Origin of the sequence: Burkholderia sp. F1, from assembly GCF_050813845.1 — a bacterium.
GTDB classification, from domain to species: domain Bacteria; phylum Pseudomonadota; class Gammaproteobacteria; order Burkholderiales; family Burkholderiaceae; genus Burkholderia; species Burkholderia ubonensis.
Window position 1 is genome coordinate 165,694 of the sequence record NZ_CP172423.1, and the last position, 19,582, is coordinate 185,275.

The 19,582-nt window shown below is 68.8% G+C and carries 3 protein-coding genes (1 of these 3 cut by a window edge); all 3 read right to left on the reverse strand.

The window, feature by feature from the left end; genetic code table 11:
- Tightly spaced (each overlapping or abutting the next), the 3 genes in view from ACFIMZ_RS35285 to ACFIMZ_RS35295 form a layout consistent with a single transcriptional unit that may run on beyond the window.
- Window positions 1-11,808, reverse strand: the 5' portion of a protein-coding gene (locus ACFIMZ_RS35285) for an amino acid adenylation domain-containing protein (RefSeq protein ID WP_431825891.1). The gene continues 1,611 nt to the left of window position 1, outside the view; the window shows 11,808 of its 13,419 coding nt (coding positions 1-11,808); the start codon lies at window positions 11,806-11,808; the stop codon falls past the left edge of the window.
- Window positions 11,805-15,128, reverse strand: coding sequence for a type I polyketide synthase (locus tag ACFIMZ_RS35290; RefSeq protein WP_431825892.1), 3,324 nt, complete (start codon window positions 15,126-15,128; stop codon window positions 11,805-11,807). Before ACFIMZ_RS35290 ends, ACFIMZ_RS35285 begins: the two co-directional genes overlap by 4 nt.
- Complete coding sequence (locus ACFIMZ_RS35295) at window positions 15,125-19,540, reverse strand: beta-ketoacyl synthase N-terminal-like domain-containing protein (RefSeq protein ID WP_431825893.1); 4,416 nt, start codon at window positions 19,538-19,540, stop codon at window positions 15,125-15,127. The genes ACFIMZ_RS35290 and ACFIMZ_RS35295 overlap by 4 nt, the downstream gene beginning before the upstream one ends.
- Between the last annotated feature and the right edge of the window lie 42 nt (window positions 19,541-19,582).

Here is a 19,582-nt window from a genome sequence, read left to right on the forward strand (position 1 = left end):
CCAGATTGCCGTCAACTGCGCTTCGAGCGCGTTGTCGGGCGCAACGTGCGCCACGTCGTCGCCGGGTTCGGGCAGTCTGGCGCGATCGAGCTTGCCGTTGGGCAGATGCTCGAACGCGGTCAGCACGACGAACGCGGACGGCACCATGTAATCCGGCAGCCGCTGCTGAAGGTGCCCGCGTACCGCTTCGATCAGTTCGGCTTCGGGGTGCGACGAAAGCAGCCAGGCGACGAGTCGCGCGCCATCGTCCGCGCCGCGCAGTGCCACGACGGCCGTCTCGACCCACGGGTGCGATGCCAGCGTTGCCTCGATTTCGCCGAGTTCGATGCGCAGGCCGCGCAGCTTGACCTGATGGTCGATGCGGCCGAGGAACTCGATGTTGCCGTCGGGACGGTAGCGCGCGAGATCGCCGGTGCGATAGAGGCGTGCATGCGGGTCGGCGGAGAACGGATCGGCGATGAACTTTGCTGCGCTCAGTTCGGGTTCGCCGTGGTAGCCGCGCCCGACCGGCGTGCCGCCGATCAGCAGTTCGCCCGCTACGCCGACCGGCACGGGCTGCGTGTCTGCATCGACGATATAGAGGCGGGTATTGGCGATGGGCCGGCCGATCGGGACGGTGCGGTGCGGGTCGTCGCGCCGGCATTCCCATGCGGTCACGTCGACGGCGGCCTCGGTGGGGCCGTAGAGGTTGAACAGGCTGGCGTCCAGGCGCTCGAAGCAACGCTGCTGCAGGTCGTACGGCAGGGCCTCGCCGCTGCACACGACGCGGCGCAGCGACGCGCAGTGCGTCTCGAGGTCCGGATGGTCGAGAAAGGCGCGCAGCATGGAGGGCACGAAGTGGACGGTGGTGATCCGTTCGCGTGCGATGAGATCGACGAGGTAGTCGGTCTCGCGCTGGCCGCCGGGGCGGGCGAACACGAGGCGCGCGCCGGCGACGAGCGGCCAGAAGAATTCCCAGACGGAGACGTCGAAGCTGAACGGGGTTTTCTGCAGGACGGAATCGTCGGCGCCGAGTGCGTAGGCGTGCTGCATCCAGAGGATGCGGTTGGTGATGGCGCGATGGGTGTTGAGCGCGCCCTTGGGCCTGCCGGTGGAGCCGGAGGTGTAGATCATGTAGGCGAGGTTGTCGCCGTTCAGCGCGGGCGTGGGGTTGGACGCGGGCGCGGCGGCGAGGTCGTGCGCGTCGCGATCGACGACGATCAGGCGAGCGTCGGTTTCAGGCAGCGCGGCAAGCAGATGCTGCTGGGTGAGTAGCCAGCGCAACTGTGCGTTGTCGATCATGAAGCGCACGCGCTCGGCGGGGTAGTCTGGATCGACGGGGACGTAGGCGCCGCCGGCCTTGAGGACGGCGAGCAGGGCGACGCTCATGTCGAGCGAGCGCTCCATGGCCACGCCGACGAGGGAATCGGGGGCGACGCCGAGGTCGACGAGGCGGTGGGCGAGGCGGTTGGCGCGGAGGTTGAGTTCGGCGTAGGTGAGCGAGGCGTCGTCATAAACGGCGGCGACGGCGTCGGGCGTGCGCTCGGCCTGCTGTTCGAACAGCCGGTGCAGCGGTTGCTTGGCGGCGGCGCCGAAATCCGTCTCGGTCCGGTTCCACTCGACGGTCAGCGTGTCCCGCTCCGCATCGCTCAACAACGGCAGCCGGGCAACGGCGGCCGACGCGTCGTCCGCGAGACCCGTCAGCAATTTCCGGTAGATCCCGAGGAAACGTTGCACCGTGCCCTCTTCGAACAGATCGGTGTTGTAGTCGCAATCGATCAGGAGTTCCTGCCCCGCGTCGAGGACGTTGACGTTCAGGTCGAACGCGGTATAGCGGATCAGCGGGGCGACCAGGCCGACCTTCAGGCCGGGCAGTTCGGGCAGCGCCGACACGGGTTCCAGATTGAAGACCGCCGATACCAGCGGCGCGGCGTTGAGATCGCGCTGCGCACCGATTTCGCGGACCAGCTCGGCGAACGGAAAGTCCTGATGCTCGAGCGCGTCGAGCAGGTTCCGGCGGGTGCCGGCCAGGAAGCTGGCCACGGTGGCCTGTTCCGGCAGCGTGGAGCGCAGCGGCAGCAGATGCGTGCAGTAGCCGGCGAGGCGGTCGCTGCCGGTCACGGAGCGGCCGGTCACCGGGATGCCGGTGACGATCTCCTGCTGGCCGGCGATGCGGTGCAGGAACAGGTTGAAGCCCGCGAGCAGCATCATGTAGAGCGTGCAGCCGCTCTGACGGGCGGCGGCGCGCAGCGACGCGGCCGCCGCCGCGTCCAGATGCAGGGAGACGCGCTCGCCGTGAAATGTCTTCACCGCGGGCCGGGGGTAGTCCACGGGAAGATTCAGCGGTTCGGCCGGGCCGGCGCAGTGCGTCAGCCAGTACTCGCGATTCGCCTTCGCTTCCGGACTGTGGCGCTGGCCGTCGATCTGCTTCAGGTACTCGCGGAACTGCAGCGGCGCCGCAGCCGGCGCAGCGCCGGCATAGGCCCGGGCCAGATCGTCGAGCAGAATGCCGAACGTGGAGCCGTCGCAGATGATGTGATGGGCCGTCATCACCAGCAAGTGACGCTCGCTGTCCAGGCGCACGAGCGCGGCGCGAAAGAGCGGACCGTTCACCAGGTCGAACGGCTGGCGGCTTTCGTGGTCCCGCCACGCATCCTGGTCCGTGTCGATCACGGGAATCTGCAGCTTCAGCGACGGATGCACGATCTGGCCCGACCCGTCCGGCGTCAGCGTGGTGCGCAGCGCCTCGTGCCGATCGACCAGACCCTGGACGGCCGCGCGCATGGCGGCCTCGTCGAGCCGGCCGTTCAGTTCGAGGGTGGTGTTGACGTTGTAGGCCAGCGATCCTTCGGGATCGACTTCCGACAGGATCCACTGCTGGCGTTGCGCTTCGCTCAGCGCGGCAACCGTGCCGTGCTTCGAGTGAGGCCGGATGAAACCGCCCCGGCGCAGGTCGGCGACGCTGTCCTTCACCGCCCGGATGAACCTGTCGACATCGGCCTCCGTATGGGCGGTGGACAGGAAGCAGGTGCGCCATTCCCAGATATAGATGCCCTTTTCGAGCATGTGATAGAAGAACAGGTCGAGGTTCTCGGTGAATTCGAAGCGGAACATCGAGCCGAACCACGTGACCTTGATCGGCGCCTCGGCCTCCGCGAAGAACGCATTCAACGTGTCGGCGATTTGCGCGGTCCGTTCGTTGAGCGTGGCTTGCAGCGCCGGACCTTCCTGTTCGATCTTCTCCAGCACGGACAGCGCGGCCGCCATGGCGAGCGGATACTGGCAGAAGGTGCCGCCGAACGCCGTGCGGTCCGCGGCGGGGAACGAGTGGTCGCCGTAGGTCCACATGCCGCCGTCGATGGCGTCCATGAAGCGTCGGGAACCGGCGATGACGCCCAGCGGCAGGCCGCCGCCGATGATCTTGCCGTACGTCGCGAGATCGGCCTGAATGCCGAACATGGCCTGGGAGCCGCCCGGATGGACGCGGAAGCCGGTGATCATCTCGTCGAAGATCAGCGCGGCCCCGGCCTCCTCGGTGATGCGGCGCAGCTCCTTGAGGAACGCGACGGGCTGCAGCGACGGGTTGCGGCTCTGCACCGGCTCCACCAGCACGGCGGCGATGGTCGACGCCATGCCGCGGATGGCTTCGAGCGCGGCGTCGCTGCCATAGTCGAGCAGGACCATGTTCTCGACCGAGCCGAACGGCACGCCCGGGGCCATGGCCTCCGTGACGCCTTCCGCGTTCGCCGCGGCGAGCGTGCCGTCGGCATGGCCGTGATAGGAATGCGTGAACATCACGATGGTGTCGCGCCCGGTCACGGCGCGCGCGAGCCGCATGGCGGTCATGACCGCCTCGGTGCCGGTGTTCGAGAACGCAACGCGATCGAGACCGGTGACGCGGGCGAAGCGCGCGGCCACTTCGCCGACGAGGCTGGAGCGCGCGCCCAGTTCGAGCGGACGTTGCCATTCGCGGGTGACCTGATGCTGGATGAACGCCGGCGTGTGGCCAAACAGATGCACGCCGAAGCCCATCGTGAAATCGATGTACTCGTTGCCGTCGATATCCCACAGCCGCGAACCGGCCGCGCGATCGCCGACGATCGGATACAGCATCTCCTTGGTCGAAAAGCGGAAGCCGACCGTGGCGCGGCTGTCGGCCAGCACCGGGCGGGAAGCCTGCACCGAGTCCTTCGATTTCCGGGTGCGCGTGGTGTAGCGCACGATCAGCGATTCGAGATGCTCCTGCTGCACGGCGGACAGGCCGCGCGCCCGCTGTTCGACCGGGCTGCCCCAGGGCATCATCGGCTTGCGGGGCTGATTGTCCGCCGCGGGCGCAGCCGCAGGCGCGGATTTGGTTGCGGGCGCAACTGCCTGGACCGCAACGGCGGCCTTCGGCGCGGCGCTCGCGACGGCTTGCGCGGCGACCGTCGGCCGAACGTCGGCGTGGCCGGTCAGCGACGTGCGCAGCAGCTCCATCTGCTGGCTCATGACTTGGGACAGCAGCTGATTCTGCTCCCGCAACACCCGCTCGACCGTGGAGCCGCCTTCGGCCGCGACCCATCCCGCCGGGGCGGCGGCGAGCGGCGCAAGCACGACCGTGGACGGTGCGGCCGCCGCTGCGGGCGGCTCGGCCGCTGCCTCGGACGGCTCGGCCGCCGCCGGCAGATTGTCGGCGACATACTCGGCCAGCGCCTGCACCGTCGCCAGGTCTTCGAAGAAGCGGCGCATGACCAGCTTCACGCCGTACTGCTTCTCGATGTGCCGGATCGCCTCGATCAGCACGATCGAGTCGGCGCCCATTTCCAGGAAGGGCAGGTCGATGTTGATGGTGGCGGGATCGGCCTGGATCAATTCGCCGATCTTGCCGCGGAGCCATTCGAGAACCTCGCCGCTACGGTTGTGCGTCGGCGTTGCGGCGATGGGGAGTTCGCTTGTCTGAGTCATGGACGTGTCCGCTTTCTGGAACCAGGTACGACTGCGTTGGAAGGGATAGGACGGCAATGAGACGCGCGTGAGCGCGGGTGTTTCGGTTGAGGCCCAATCGACGTCGACGCCGCGGGCATAAAGACTCGACAGCGCTTCGACCAGGGCTTGCTGCTCGACTTGTGGTCGCTGCAAGCCGACGAACTGGATCCCGGCGTCCGGCGCGCAGCACGCGCGGGCCAGGTTGACGAGCACCGGCTTGGGGCCGATTTCGACCAGCAGGTTGAACCCGGCTTCGACGAGCCGCTCGACGCTGCTCGCGAACTGCACCGGCTCCCGGCAGTGACGGCGCCAGTATTCGTCGGTGGGCGCGTCGTCCATCACGGCGCCCGTGAGATTGGAATAGAACGGGATCGCCGGACGCGTGACGCGCACCGTTTTCGCCACGGCCTGGAAGCTGTCCAGCATCGGCTCGACCAGCGGCGAGTGAAACGCGTGCGACGTGTTGAGCAGCACGGACCGGATGTCTTGCGCGGCGAACGCGTCGACCAGCATCGCGATGCGCTCGCGCTTCCCGGAGATCACGATGCTGGCCGGGCCGTTGACGGCAGCCACCGCGACATCGTGCGGATAGGCGCCGATGGCGCGCTCGACCGTGGCGAGGTCCGCGAAAATGGCCGCCATCTCGCCGTCCCGGGGCAACGCCTGCATCAGCCGGCCGCGTTCGGCGATCAGCCGCAGGCCGTCTTCCGGCGAGAAGACGCCGGCCGCGCAGGCCGCTGCGTACTCGCCGACGCTGTGTCCCATCACGGCGTCGGGCGTCACGCCGAACGACGCCAGCAACGTGGTGAGCGCGAACTGCAGCGAGAACAGCGCCGGCTGGCTGTAGCCGGTCTGGTGAATGTCCTCGTTCCGGGAGGACAGCACCTCGAGCAAGGGCTTGTCGAGCAGCGGATCGGCCACCGCGCGGCAGCGGTCGATCGCGTCGCGGAAGACCGGATAGGCGTCGTACAGACGGCGGCCCATGCCGGCGTATTGCGAACCCTGGCCGGTGAACAGGAACGCCATCTTCACCCGGGGAGCGGGCTGCGTCGCGCCGGCGGGTTCTTTCGCCTGGAACGCGCGCAGCTTGTCGATGGCGTCCTCGAGCGACGACACCGGCAGCGCCAGCCGATGCGCGAAATGCGAGCGGCCGGTCGACGCCGAAAAGGCCACGGCCGCGATATCGAGACCGGGTTCGGTTTCGAGCCGCCGCTGATAGCGCCGGCCAAGCTCGCGCAATGCCGCCGGCGTCTTGGCCGACAGGACCAGCGGATGCACGTTGTGCCTCGACGGCGTCGCATGCCGCGCCGGCGCGGGCGCTTCTTCCAGCACCAGGTGGGCATTGGTGCCGCTCGCGCCGAATGCGCTGACGCCGGCTCGCCGCGGCTGGGCGCCGCGCGGCCAGGCGCTCGCCGCGGCGCAGATCTCGATGGGCAGCGCGTCCCAGCGCACCAGCGGGCTCGGTTGGCGGAAATGCAGGTGGGCGGGAATGCGCTCGTGGTTGAGCGACAGCACGACCTTGATGACCCCCGCGATGCCGGCGGCGGATTCCGTGTGGCCGATGTTGGTTTTCACCGAGCCGACGCGCAGCCGCCTGCCCCCGTCGCGGCCGGCGCCGAACACCGTCGCCAGCGCCTGCACCTCGACCGGATCGCCCAGCGCGGTGCCGGTGCCGTGCGCTTCCACGTAATCGATCGACGCGGCGGGAATCCCGCCCAATGCGTTGCGGATGACTTCTTCCTGGGCGCGTCCGTTCGGCGCGGTAAAGCCGCTCGACGCGCCGTCGTGGTTGACGGCCGAACCGCGCAGCACGGCCAGCACGCGATCGCCCGCGGCGAGCGCATCGGACAGGCGCTTGAGCACGAGCGCGCCGCAGCCTTCGCTGCGCACGAAGCCGTCCGCCGCCGCGTCGAAGGTCTTGCAGCGGCCGTCCGGGGCCAGCGCCCGCGTGCGCGACACGGCGATGGAGTTGTCCGGCGAAAGAATCAGATTGACGCCGCCCGCGATGGCGAGATCGCACTCGCCGGTGCGCAGATTCTGGCTGGCGGTATGGATCGCGGTGAGCGACGACGAGCAGGCGGTGTCGATCGCCATGCTCGGGCCCTGCAGACCCAGTCCATAGGAGATGCGGCCCGCCGCCGTGTTGAGCGGATTGCCGGTGAAGAAATAGCCGTCGATGCCGCTGCCGCCGCCGTTGCGAAGCTGCAGATTCGCGTAATCGTTGGTGGTGATGCCGACGAAGACGCCCGTCCGGCTGCCCTTGAGACTGTCGACGGGAATGCCGGCATGCTCCAGCGCTTCGTGACTGACTTCGAGCAGCAGGCGCTGCTGCGGGTCCATCGCGGCCGCTTCGCGCGGCGTGATACGGAAAAAGGCCGGATCGAACTGATCGACGTCGTCGAGAAAGCCGCCGAAGCGGCAATACATGCGGCCCGGCGCTTCGGGATCGGGATCGTAGTACGCGTCGATGTCCCAGCGCTCGCGCGGCACTTCGGAAATCGCATCGACCCCGTCGTTCAGCAGCCGCCAATAGGCGTCGAGATCGTGCGCGGCGCCCGGAAAGCGGCAACTCATGCCGACGATCGCGATCGGCTCCGGCGAGCCGGCCTCGCGTGCCGCGAGGGCCGGCGCGACCGGCCGCGGCGACACGGCTTCCGTCGACGCAGCGGGCGCGGCGGGCGCGTCAGGCGCCGCGGCGGACGACTGCTCCACCAGGAAATCCGCGAGGGCGTTGACCGTCGGATGATCGAACAGCAGCGCGACCGGCAACGGGGCGCCAAGCACTTTTTCGAGGTGCGCGCGCAAGTCCATCGCCATCAGCGAATCCATGCCCATCTCGAAGAACCCGCGATCGCGGTCCGGCGTCGCCGATCCGAAGCCGAGCACCTGGGCCACCGCGCGATCGATGGTGTCCGCCAGCAGACGCTTGCGCTCGCGGGGCGATTTGTCGCTCAACGCGGGCATTGCCGGCGCGCCTGGCGGGGTTGCGTCGACCCGCACGCGGTCGAGGAAGGGCTTGGGTCCGCGCGCCTCGTAGGAGCCCTGGAACAGCGCCAGGTCGATGTCGACGACCGCCACCTGGGGCACGGCGGGGAGATGATCCAGCACGTCGAGCGCGCGGTCCGCCGCCAGCGACCGGATGCCGACGCGCCGCAGCAGCGCTTCGGCCTCGGGGAACGTCATGCCGCCTTGCGCCCACGGCCCCCAGTTCAGGCTCAAGGCCGGCAAGCCCAGGTTGCGGCGATGATGCGCGAGCGCGTCGAGGAACCGGTTCGCGGCACTGTAGTGCGCCTGGTCGCGCGAGCCCCACGCGGACGCGATCGACGAAAACAGGATGAAGAAATCGAGCGGGAACGGCTCGCTATGCTGATGGAGCAGCCATGCGCCGGCGACCTTGGGGTGCAGGACGGCTTCCAGCTCATCGCGCTCGACCTGCATGATCGGCTTGTAGCCGACGATGCCGGCCGCATGCACGATGCCCCGCAGCGGCACGCCTTCGCGCCGGAGCGCGGCGAACAAATCCGCGACGGCCGCCGGGTCGGTGATGTCGAGGCGCTCGCAACGGACGGTCACGTTCCGGTCACGCAGTTCGGCGATCGCCCGCTGGCTCTCCTCGCTCGCGGCCCCTTGTCGGCCGACCAGGATCAGCGTGCCTGCGCCGTGCGCCGCCAGCCATCTGGCGGTGTGCAGCCCGAGCGCGCCGAACCCGCCGGTGATCAGGTAGGCCGCTTCCGGGTCGACCCGGAGCGCGGTCGTTTCGGCTTGCTCGAGCGGGCTCAGGCGCGCGACATAGCGCGCGTCGTGCCGCAAGGCCACCTGTTCTTCGCGGCTCTCGGCGAGCAGCTCCTCAAGCAGGGCCTGCGTCTCGTCCTCCGGCGCGGCCGGATCGAGATCGATCGCGGTGCCGAACCATTCCGGATGCTCGATCATCGCACCCCGCGCCAGGCCCGACAGCGCAGCCTGCGCGAGTCCCGATACACGGGGCGATGCGCCGGCTTCCACCGCGTCGCGCGTGACCACCCAGATCCTGGGCCGGGTCGACGGCGCCCACTCGCGCTCGCCGCTGCCCAGCGCGCGCACGAGATGCAGCAGCGCCGTGGACATGCGCGACGCGCCGACGGCTTCGTCCAGCGCCCATAAAAAGACGATGCGCTGCCCGGGGACGGCGGCCTCCGTCAGCAAGCGGACGAAATGGTCCGGCTGCTCAGGCGCGATTTGCCAGGCCGCTTCCGCTTCCGCTTCCGCTTCCGCTTCCGCTTCCGCTTCCGCTTCCGCGGGGGCGCGATAGTCGCGGCCGGCGCGGACCAGCGAGCAGGACGCGCCGCGCGCGCGCAGCAGGGCCGCGAACCGCTCGCCGGCACCGCTCTCGTCCGCGAAGATCAGCCACGGGGACGCGTCGGCGGCGAACCGGGCCGCCGGCAACGCGGCTTGCCGCTCCCACACCACGTGATAGAGCGGGTGTGCGTTCGGCGCGGCGGTTTCAGCGGGGGCGAAGGCGGTCTGAAGCAGTTCCGGAAATGCGTTCAGCACCTCCTCCGAATACTTGCCGGACGTCTTGAGTCGCCGCGACGCTGCCTCGATGCTGCCGGCATCCATGCCGACGATGGGCGAGCGGATTTCCCCCAGACTGAAGCGCTGCCGCTCGAACGGGTAGTTCGGCAAGGTCGTGGCGGGCTGGGCGGGCGCCGGGAACAACGCGTTCCAGTCGAACTGCCAGCCCTGCACATACAGGGCCGCGAGCGCGCGTTCCAGTGCGTGGCCGGCGCATGGCGGCGGCAGCCAGCCGTCGGCGAGCCCCTCCGGCATGCGCGGCGCTTCGGCCTGATCCGACAGCCCGGCCTGCTGCAGCCAGTACTGCGGATGCGTCACCTCGTCGGTCACCTCGGTGCCGAGGCAGCCGGAAATCAGGCGGATCGACGGCCGTGCGAGCGGCATGTCCTGAAGCGCGGCGCGCAGGGCGTCGGCATCGGACCGGGCGGCCGCGAGGCGCAGCGCGTCGGCCAGGCTCACGACACCTGCCACGCAGGCCGCGACATATTCTCCGACGCCATGGCCCGACACGACGGCTGGACGGATGCCCCATGCCTTCCACAGTTCCGCCCACGCAAAGTGGATCGCGAAGCGGCCCGCGTCGGTATCGAGCGCCGACAGCGGCACCGAGCAACGCTCGAAGGCTGCGCGGAAATGCGGTTCCGACGCGTGGAGCTCGCGCGCGACGCCGGTGTCCGGCGACGCGAACATGAAGCCCATGCGCGAGGCTTTGCCCGTGCGCGCCGAGGCCGTCGACGGCTCCCTCACGCCCGACACATAGGCCGCGCGAAACGGATAGTGACTCCGTCCCGTGGCGGCGGCGCGGCAGATGGCGGCCAACTCTTGCGGCGTCGCGCCGGCGATCGCGCGCTCGTAGCGTTGCGCGAGCGCCGCCAGCGCCGCTTCGGATCTGGCCGAAAGCAGCAGCAGCGAGCGCCGCGCGTCGTGCTCCGGCGCGACGGGCGGCTCCTCGACGATGGCGTGCGCATTGGTGCCGCTGAATCCGAACGCGCTCAGCCCGGCGACTCGCCGGCGTTCCCCGCGCGGCCACGCGACCGGATCGGCCGCGACGCGGATGGGGATGTCCTGCCACGGCGTATGCGGATTGGGTTGCGTGAAATGCAGATGCGCCGGGATCCTGTCGTGCTCGAACGACAGCAGGACCTTGATCAGCCCGGCGATGCCGGAGGCCGACTCCAGATGCCCGATATTGGTCTTGACCGAACCGATCACGAGCGGCTCGGATGCCGCGCGCCCGGGGCCATAGACGCCGGCCAGCGCTTCGACCTCGATCGGGTCGCCGAGGGACGTCCCCGTGCCGTGGGCCTCGACATAGGAGATGTCGCCGGGCGCGAGGCCGGCCTGGTTCAGTGCGCGACGGATCACGCGTTCCTGCGAATCGCGGCTCGGCACGGTCAGCCCGCCGCCCGCACCGCCCTGGTCGACCGCCGTGCCGCGCACGATGCCGAGCACCCGGTCGCCGTCGGCGAGCGCGTCGGCGAGGCGCTTGAGCACCACCATGCCGCAGCCCTCGCCGCGCACATAGCCGTCCGCCGCCGCGTCGAAGGTCTTGCAGCGTCCGTCCGGCGACAGCATGCGCGCCTGCGAGAAACTGACCATGACCTCGGGCGAGAGCATGAGATTGACGCCGCCCGCGAGCGCCATGCCGGTTTCGCGCGAGCGCAGGCTTTCGCAGGCCAAGTGCAGGCAGACCAGCGACGAAGAGCACGCGGTATCGATCGCCATGCTCGGGCCGGTGAGGCCCAGCACGAACGACAGCCGGCCCGCGGCCATGTTCAGCGCGCTGCCCGTGCCGGCGTAGCTGCTCGACGGCGTCGACGCGCTGGATACCTGGATGGCGTGGTCGAAGCAAGTGATGCCGACATACACGCCCGTGGCGGACTGCCTGAAGCGCTCGGGCGCGAGATGGGCGTTTTCGAGCGCCTCCCAGGCCACTTCGAGCAGGAGCCTCTGCTGCGGATCGAGGTAGGTGGCCTCGCGCGGCGCGATCCCGAAGAACGCCGCGTCGAATTGATCCACGCGTTCGACAAAAGCGCCGTGGCGGGTCGCCATCTTGCCGGGCGCCGCCGGATCCGGGTCGTAATAGCGATCGATGTCCCAGCGTTCGCGCGGCACTTCGGTGACGGCATCGCGTGCGTTGTCGAGCAGTTGCCAGAACGCGGCCGGCGTATCGCTGCTGCCGGGAAAGCGGCAAGCCATGCCGATGACGGCGATCGGCTCGTTGCGGTCCGAACGCAGTGCCGCGATTTCCGCGCGCCGCAGGCGCAGTTCGTCGAGCGCGGCTTTCAGTGCATGAGTGGCCTTGGCGTTCATTGGGCGCCGATCTCCTGGGCGATCAGTTCGGAAAGGTCGTCCTCATCGAGGTCTTCGGATGCTTCGTCGACGACGGGAGCAGGGAGCGACGGCGACAGTTCGTTGAGAATGTATTGGGCGAGCGTTTGCAGGTTCGGATAGGAAAAGAGCAGCGTGGCGCGAAACGGCTTGCCGAAAACCCGGGTGATGCCGTCGGTCAGTTCGAGCGCGATCAGGGAATTCAGGCCGAGATCGAACAGCGATTGCCCGGGCGCGATGGCGTCGGGGCTGGGGAGGCGAAGGGTCGTGGCCAGCATCTGCGCGAGCGTGCCGGTGATCAGCTCGACCCGCTCGCGCGGCGCGCACGAACGGAGCTGGCGCAGCAATTCCGTCTCTTGCTGCGCCGGCTGCGCGGCCGGTTGCGCCAGTTCGGCAAACAGCGCCGACTCGGCGGCCGGCGCATCGACCCGGAACAAGGTCGGCCAGTCGATCCGGGCAACCCCGGACTGGGCGACGCCGGACGCCATCAGTCGTTCCAGCGCCGAGATGGCCAGTTCCGGCGACAGCGTGCCGACGCCGAATCCGGCCAGCTGCTCGTGCGCGCGCCGCCCATAGTCGGTGGCGGCGTGGCCGATCTCCGCCCACGGCCCCCAATTGACGCTGAGGCCCGGTTTTCCCTGCGCGCGCCGATGATGCGCGAGCGCGTCGAGGAAACTGTTCGCCGCGGCGTAGTTGCCCTGGCCCGGCATGGTGATCAGCGCGGCCATCGACGAGAACAGCACGAAATGGTCGAGCGGCAGGTCGGCCGTCAGCTCGTGCAGATACCAGGCCCCATCGGCCTTGCCGCTTCCGGCGCGATGGAAGAAATCGTCGTCCTGGCGCGTCAGCAGCGCATCGTCGAGCGCGCCGGCGAGGTGAAAGACCCCCTTGAGCGGCGGCATCGAGCGCGTGATTTCGCCGATCGCTCCGGCGACGTCCTCGCGACGCGACAGATCGGCGCGAATGACCCGGGCGTCGAGCGTGCGCAGGATTTTTTCGGCCGCGGGGGAGGGCTCGCCGCGCCCGAGCAGCACGACCTTGCCGGCGCCGTTGGCGGCGAGCCAGGACGCGAGCCGCAGGCCGAGCCCGCCGAGCCCGCCGGTCACCAGATAGGTCGCATCGGCGTGGAACCTGATCGGGCGGTGACTGACGAATTCGCGATTGTCGCGGGCGATGCGCGCGACGTAACGCTGTCCGCCGCGAAACGCGATCATGTCTTCGCGGCCGCCGGCCCGAACCGCCTGTACGATGTGCGCCGCGGACGGCTGCGCGGGATCGAGGTCGATGAGCCCGCCCCACATCGCGGCCTGCTCCACGGCGATCGCCCGGCCCAATCCCCACAGGGGGGCCTGCGCCACGGCCGTCGATTCGCCGTCAAGCACGTTCATCGCGCCCGACGTCGCGAGCCACAGACGCGCCTGCCGGGCTGACGGGGCGCGTGACGCAAGCGCCCTGACCAGTTGCAGCACGCTCGTGCTGGCATGTCGTCTCGCCGCGATGTCGGACGGCGCGAGATCGAGACTCCACAGGTGGATGACGCCCTTCAGCGGCCGGTCGAGCGCGGGCAGTTCCGGCGTCGCGTCGGCGAAGCGCAGCGAGCACGTATCGCCCGCGCTTTCCAGCAGCGCCGCCACTTGCGCGCCGACGCCGCCGCGGTCGGCGAAGATCAGCCACTCGCCCTGCGCCGAACCGCCGGTTGCCGCGTCGCCGCTCGACGGTCTCCAGACGCGCTGATACAGCAGCTCGGCGACCTCGTGCCGCCCGACGGTTTGCGCGGAATGCACATGCTGCAGCCGCAGCGCGTCGATCTCGATCAGCAGCCGTCCGGCGAGGTCATAGACGCGGATATCGCCCTCCAGCGCGCCTTGCCCGACCGGCTGTCGCAGCGTGGCGTGGCTCCATGCATCCGCTGACGACGGCGGCTGATGCACACGCACCGCACCGATCGAACTGGGCAGGTACATGCCACCCTCATCCAGCGCGTGCGCGTCGATGGCGGCGGCGAGCACGCGGCTGCACGCGTCGAGAAAAGCGGGATGCACGTGGTATTGCGACGACGCCGGCGCATCGGCAGGCAGGCTGATCTTCCCCAGCGCCTCGCCGGCGGTGCGCCAGATCTGCTGGATCGCATTGAACACGCCGTCGATCTGAACGCCGTGCTGCCGGATTTCGCCATTGAAGTCCGCGCCCGATGCCGTTTCGGTGCAGCGGGCCTGCACCGAAACGGCATCGAATCGTGCCGGCGCGGCGGACGGCCTGGGGGCGCACATCTCGCGCAGCCTGCGCAACTGCGGAAGATTGCCGAGGATCAGCTCGACCGGCGGACCGAAATCGAGCAGGCAGGCCACTTCATCCACGCCGATCGATTCGAGATCCCGCACCAGTTCGACGCAGGTTTCCGGGGTGCCGATGAGGCCGCGCGATTGCGCGAAGCGTTCATAGAGAAACTCGACGAACTCGTCCAGTTCGCGCGCGCCCATCGCGCGCACGTCCACCGACTGGCCACGGCTTTGCGCCAGCCCGTTCAACAGGCCGATATTGCTGCGGATGTAGTTGCAGAACGGCGCGCGCGCCTGCTCGCGCACTTGCGCCGGATCTGCGCCGACGAACGTGTGCAGCATCACGGAGACGATGCCGGCCGCCGGATCGAAGCCATGCTTCGCGCGCGCGTCGCGGTAGAGCGCGATCTTGTGGGCGAGCTGATCCCGATCCTGGTCGAGCACGTGGGTCAGCAGGTTGGCGCCGACTTCGCCGGCGAGGACGAAGGTCTGCGGATTGCTGGCGGCGGTCACCCAGACGGGCAGTTCCGGCTGCACCGGCGTGGGATAGATGCGCAACTGCACCGGCTTGCCGACGCCGTTGCGCGCGTCCAGCGTACCGCCGCGCCACAGATGCTGAACGGCGCGCATCGTGGTCAGCATCTCGTCCTGCCGGGTCGCGTATTTTTCCGGGCAAAACACGAAGTCGTCCGGATTCCATCCGGACGCGAACGAAACGCCCGCGCGACCGTTCGAGAGGTTGTCCACCATGGACCACTCTTCCGCGATACGGATCGGGTTGTGCAGCGCGCCGACCACGCTGCCCGCGACCAGCTTCACGCGTTGGGTGGAGGCGGCGAGCGCGGCGTGCAGTACGGCGGGATTGGGGTACAGCGAGCCGAATTCGGTGAAATGGCGCTCCGGCACCCAGACGCTGGAAAACCCGTTCGCATCGGCGAAACGGGCGCTTTCCATCACCAGCTGGTACTTGTTGCCGGACAACGCCTCTTCACTGCTGGCGAAGAACATCAGGCCGAATTTCATGCGTGGCTCCGATCCGATTCGTGAATTTCGGCACTGGCGCACATCTGCCATGTCGCGGCGGCGCGGGTGTCCTCGATCCGGTGATAGACGGCAAACGAAAACGGCCCCCCGGACTGACGGCTCAGCACGGTCTGCACGGTGCGCGATTCATGCGGATGCAGCGGCAAGGGCGCATGCAGCGCGAGGTCCTTCAACGTGGTATGGCCGGCGGAACCAATCTGCGAGGTGGCCGCCAGCGCCATTTCCACATAGGCGGAATAGGGCAGGACGGGAGCGCCCTTGACTCGATGACCGTCGAGAAAGGTGGTGGCCGGCGCGTCGAGACGCGACTCCCAGATCCACGTGGCGGGCAGATGCGCGTGCTGCTCCATGAGGCGCCCGAGCAACGGATGCCGAGGCGCGCGCGGGGGTATCCAGAAGCCGCGCCGCTCGAACGGGTAAGTCGGCAGCGTGAGCCGCCGGTGCGGGTCGTCGCGCTCGAACGCATGCCAGTCGACGGATGCGCCGCGTACGTAGAGCTCGGCGAGCGTGTGCAGGATCGTGTCCCACGCGGCCGTGCGCGCGCCGATCTCGATCACGATGCCGTGGCTTCCCGCCGCGCCGCCGTCCGGAGCCTGCGGCACGCCCGCGAACGAGGCCGCGGCGCGATGCCCGTCGCCGGTGCCGCCAACGGCGCCCGGTGCGATGCCGAAGGACATCCACAGTTGCGCGAGCGCGCACTGGAATGCCGTGAACCGTGCTTCGGGCGACGCGAGCCCGTGCGCTTCGCCTTGCCGGTCCATCAGCGCGCGGAAAGCGGGGCTGGCCGAACGCAATTGCCGAACCGCCTCGGCGCTGTCGCCATCGTCGGCGGAAAAGTGGAAAGTCACCGCGGGCGGTGTTTCGGCGCTCGCGCTTGCCGAAACGGCATGCAGCCGTGAACGCAGCGCATCGAGACTCGATGCGACGATGGCGGCTCGCCGCGAGAAGTGGGCGCGCCCGGCGTTCGCCGTGAACGCGACATCCCGCAACCCGACCTCGGGATGGGCGTCGAGATACGCCGCATAGGACGCCGCCAGCGCTTGCAACGCTTCGGGCGTGCGCGCGGAGAGCGTCACGACGCGCGCCGCGGGCGATGCCGGATCGGCCTCGATCTCCCCGGGCCGCGGCGCTTCGGACAGGATCATGTGCGCGTTGGTGCCGCCGAAGCCGAACGAACTCACGCCGGCAATGCGCGGCCCGCGTTCCGAATGCCACGGCGTGACCTGCTGCGGAATGCGGAAGGGCGTGTCGTCGAGCGCGATATGAGGATTGAGCGACCGGAAATGGAGGTTCGGCGGAATGGCGCGATGGTGCAGCGCCAGGGCGGTCTTGATCAGGCTGGCGATGCCCGCCGCCGACTCCAGATGGCCGATGTTGGTCTTGACCGAACCGATCCAGCAGAGCTCGTCCGGGCGACGGGATTCGCTCAGGACCGCCGTCAGCGAGTTCAGCTCGATGGGGTCTCCCAGCGGCGTTCCTGTCCCGTGCGCTTCGACGAAGCCGATGTCCTGCGCCCGTACGCCGGCATCGCGCAGCGCGCCGTGTATCACGGCCTGCTGGGCCGGACCATTGGGCGCGGTCAGGCCGTTGCTGCGTCCATCCTGGTTCACCGCCGAGCCGCGGATCACGGCGAACACGGTGTCGCCGTTCTCGAGGGCGTCGTCGAGACGCTTGAGCAACACCATGCCCACGCCTTCGCCGCGCACATAGCCGTTGGCTGCCGCGTCGAACGCCTTGCACCGGCCATCCGGCGAAAGCATGCCCGATTGCGTGAAGGAGGCGCTCAATTGCGGCGCCAGAATCAGGTTGACGCCACCGGCAAGCGCCGCATCGCACTCGCCGCGCTGCAGCGCGCGGCACGCCTGATGAGCCGCGACGAGCGACGACGAACACGCGGTGTCGACCGCCCAGCTCGGGCCGCGCAGATCGAGCGCGTAGGAAATGCGGTTGGCGGCGACGCTGAGCGCATTGCCGGTCGCGACATAGGGGCCGACATCCGCGGCTTCTTCCTGCGCCAGACGGACGTAGTCCGCATTGCTGATGCCCACGATGACCGCGGTGCGTCCGCCGGCGAGACGCCGGGGCGCGATCCCCGCGTGCTCGAGCGTCTCCCAGGCGACCTCGAGAAGCAGGCGCTGCTGCGGATCCATCGTCTCGGCTTCGCGGGCGCTGATGCCGAAGAAATCCGCGTCGAACAGGTCGACCTGGTCCAGCAGTCCGGTGGCCGGAAGGTCGCCGGCGCGCTGGTTCGACGCGCCGACCGCGTCGCGGCCTTCCAGCAGAAGCTGCCAGAATGCGTCGGGATGACTGGCGCCGGGGAAGCGGCATCCCATGCCGACGATGGCGATGTCCGCGCGTGCTTCGGCGGAAACGGGCGCCTTGTCCGAAGAAGCATTCCCGGCGCCGCTCAAATGCCGCGCCAGCAGGGAAATGCTCGGAAAATCGTAGACGACGGTAGGGGAAACCGGCTGCCCAAGCCAGTCCTGCAACTCGCCCGAGAGCATGATGGCGTCTCTCGAGTCGAGCCCGTAGGCGCTGAACGGCGCATCGGGGTCGAGATTGCCGGCAGCGGTTCCCGACAGGCGCGCGACATGCTCGACGAACCATTGCACCAGCTCTTGCGTGCCGCGTGCAGCGGTCGCGGGGGGCTCGTACGCCGGGGAGAACGAACGCCGCCACTCGCCCGCGATCGCGAGCCCCTGTCCGCTCAGGAATGCCTGCCGGGTTCGGCTCCGCTGGATTTTTCCGCTGGACGTGCGCGGGATCGTGGCGGGCTTCAACAGGATCGCCGCATACAGGTCGACGTCGTGCTCCTCGGCGAGCTTGCGCCGGATCTCCGCGGCGACGGCTTCGGCGTTCAGCGTGTTGAGCGCTTCCCGGCGCACTTCACATGCGATGACGACCCGCTCCACATTGTCGACGTTGATCGAGAAGGCCGCCGACGCGTTGGGCGCCAGCGCGGGGTGGCTTCCCTCGGCGGATTGTTCGAGATCCTGAGGGTAGTGATTGCGGCCGGCAATGATGACGAGGTCTTTCAAACGGCCGGTGACAAAGAGGTCCTCGCCATCGACGAAGCCGAGATCGCCCGTGCGCAGGTAACGCGAGTCATCGCCGTCCAGCCTGGCGCGAAAGGTGTGCTCCGTTTCCTCGAGGCGGTTCCAGTAGCCGACGCCGACGCTCGGGCCGGTCACCCAGATTTCGCCGATCCGGCCGGGCGGGCAGGGCTGGCCGGTATCCGCGTTCACGATCCGCAAGCGGTGCTCCGCCCAGGTCCGGCCGCATGAGACCAGCGCATGGGGCTTGCCGCGCGCGCTCTTCGTCGCCACGCCTTGCGCCAGGTCGTCGGCGTCGAAGTCCGCCACGAGAGGCAGCGAGCGTGCCGGCTGACCGGAGATGAATAACGTCGCCTCGGCCATGCCGTAGACCGGGCGCATGGTTTGCGCGTGGAAGCCGCACGACGCGAATGCGCGCGAAAAGCGCGCCACCGTGTCGGCGCGCACCGGCTCCGCGCCGTTGAATGCAACCCGCCAGCTGCTCAGATCCAGCCGCGCCTTGGCTTCGTCGGAAATCTTGCGCGCGCACAGGTCATAGGCAAAGTCCGGCGCGGCGCAATGCGTGCCGCGATACTTCGTGATCGCCTGCAGCCAACGGACGGGTTTCTGCACGAACGCCGCGGGCGCCATCAGCACCGACAGCACACCGAGATGGATCGGCAGCAGCACTTTTCCGAAGAAACCCATGTCGTGAAACACGGGGAGCCAGCTCACGAACACGGTCGACGCGTCGGCATCGCTGGCCTCGGCGATGACCTCCATGTTGCTCAGGATGTTCGCGTGGCTGATCATCACGCCTTTGGGCGTGCCGGTGGAGCCCGACGTGTATTGCAGCAGCGCCAGCGTCCGCGGCGTGATGTCCGGCGCGCGCCATTGTTCGGCCGGTGCGTCGAACCCGTGATCCGTCGCAAGGATCTTCAGCTCGAGCGTCTCGGAATAGCCGTCCGCACGATGCGCGATGCCGTCGAGCGTGGCTGCGTCGGTCAGCGCGACGACCGGCCCGGCGTCGGCGACGATGGCCTTGAGGCGATCTGCGGGACGATTCCTGCGCGGAGGATAAGCCGGCACGCCGACCAGGCCGGCGTACAGGCATCCCGCCCATGCGCTGATGAATTCCAGCCCGGGCGGATAGACCAGAAGGACGCGATCGCCCGGTTGCGCCATGCCCTGCAGTCTGGCGGCGATGCCGCGGGCCCGCTTGTCCAGGTCGCCGAACGTTAGCCGGGTCAGCTCCGATTCGCCGTTCTCGAGAAAAATGAATGCCGTTTTCTTCGGCGTGTCATTACCGCGAAACTGCAATAATTCCGTAACAGTCCTGAATTTCATATCGGGAAGCATACGAAACCTTCGTCGTCTACTGAGCGTTGATTTGGATGCACG

Coding starts and splice junctions, on each gene's coding strand:
- ACFIMZ_RS35290 (WP_431825892.1), bottom strand. CDS start 15,128: ATGAAATTCGGCCTGATGTTCTTCGCCAGCAGTGAAGAGGCGTTGTCC.
- ACFIMZ_RS35295 (WP_431825893.1), bottom strand. CDS start 19,540: ATGCTTCCCGATATGAAATTCAGGACTGTTACGGAATTATTGCAGTTT.